Raw genomic sequence first — 1,269 nt, 5'->3', positions numbered from 1 at the left:
CCACCCAGGCATGGTTTCGTGGCCCCCAGCCGGGCCCGGGACGACTCGACGTACGCGACACCCTTGTGCCGCGTGACGAGAGGGACCCGTGCCATGCCTGCGTTACCGGCCCTCATGGGCGGGCTGTTGACCGCCGCCTCCTGGCTGACCAGCCCGCTCGCCCCGGACGACTACCTCGGACTGATCGATCCCCTGCTCGACGCGCGCTTTCCCGCGGGCCGGGTGACGGCGCTGCGTCCGGAGACCCCGGATGCCACCACGCTCACGGTTCGGCCCGGCCGGGGCTGGGCGGGGCACCGTGCCGGTCAGTACCTCCCGGTCGGCGTCGAGATGGACGGCGTCTGGCATTGGCGCACCTACTCTCTGACCTCCGCGCCGGGCCGGGCGGACGGGCTTGTGACGATCACCGTCAAAGCCGCGCCCGACGGCAGGGTGTCCCCGCGGCTCGCGCACCGGACACCGCCGGGCACGGTTCTCCGACTCGGCCCGGCGCAAGGGGATTTCGTGCTTCCGGACCGTCTCCCGGCCCGCATCCTGCTCGTGACCGCGGGCAGCGGCATCACCCCGGCCATGGGCATGCTCCGGACCCTCATGAGCCGTCGGCTCCCGCACCCCGATGTGGTCCTGCTGCACAGTGCGCCCAGCGCCCGGGACAGCATCTTCAGTGGTGAACTGCACTCGGCAGGGGGGCAGTTGGGCTGGCTGGCCTACGGCGAACACCACACACGGCCGCACGGCAGACTTACCCCGGACGCTCTGGGGCGGCTCTGCCCCGACTGGCGCGAGCGCGAGACCTGGGCCTGCGGTCCGGCCGCCCTGCTCGACGCGATGCAGGACCACTGGCGCGGGGCAGGTGTCCGTGAACGGCTCCATGTGGAGCGCTTCCGGCTCGCCCCGGTCCTGCCGCCTGACCCCGACGCCGAACCCGGCGGCCGGGTGCTGTTCACCCGCACCGGTACCGAGATCGCAGCGGACGCGTCGACCCCGCTGCTCGTCGTCGGCGAGTCCGCGGGGGCGCCGATGCCGTACGGATGCCGGCGGGGCATCTGCTTCGGCTGCCTCACTCCACTGGCCTACGGGCGCGTGCGCGATCTCCGTACCGGCGAAATCCACGACCGGACCGGCCAGTTGATCCAGACCTGTGTCTCGGCCGCGGCCGGACCGGTGGCCCTCGACGCCTAGCCACAGAAGGAGTCCCCATGACTGTGACCCCTCTCGCTGCCACCGAGGCAGAGCTCGGCAAGGAACTCGATGCGGAACCCGGAGAGG

Annotated in this window: 1 protein-coding gene; it reads left to right on the top strand. The window is 72.3% G+C overall.

Annotated elements, in window-relative coordinates; genetic code table 11:
* Positions 1-93: 93 nt before the first annotated feature.
* On the top strand, positions 94-1,182 hold the full coding sequence (locus ACZ5CR_RS45775; RefSeq protein ID WP_468869781.1) for a ferredoxin reductase: 1,089 nt from the start codon (positions 94-96) through the stop codon (positions 1,180-1,182).
* Positions 1,183-1,269: the final 87 nt, after the last annotated feature.

The sequence above is a fragment of the Streptomyces sp. NPDC031274 genome (genome assembly GCF_055570235.1).
The sequence above is the reverse complement of the archived record's forward strand: the minus strand, read 5'-3'. Positions and strand labels throughout refer to the sequence as shown.

Coding starts and splice junctions, on each gene's coding strand:
- ACZ5CR_RS45775 (WP_468869781.1), top strand. CDS start 94: ATGCCTGCGTTACCGGCCCTCATGGGCGGGCTGTTGACCGCCGCCTCC.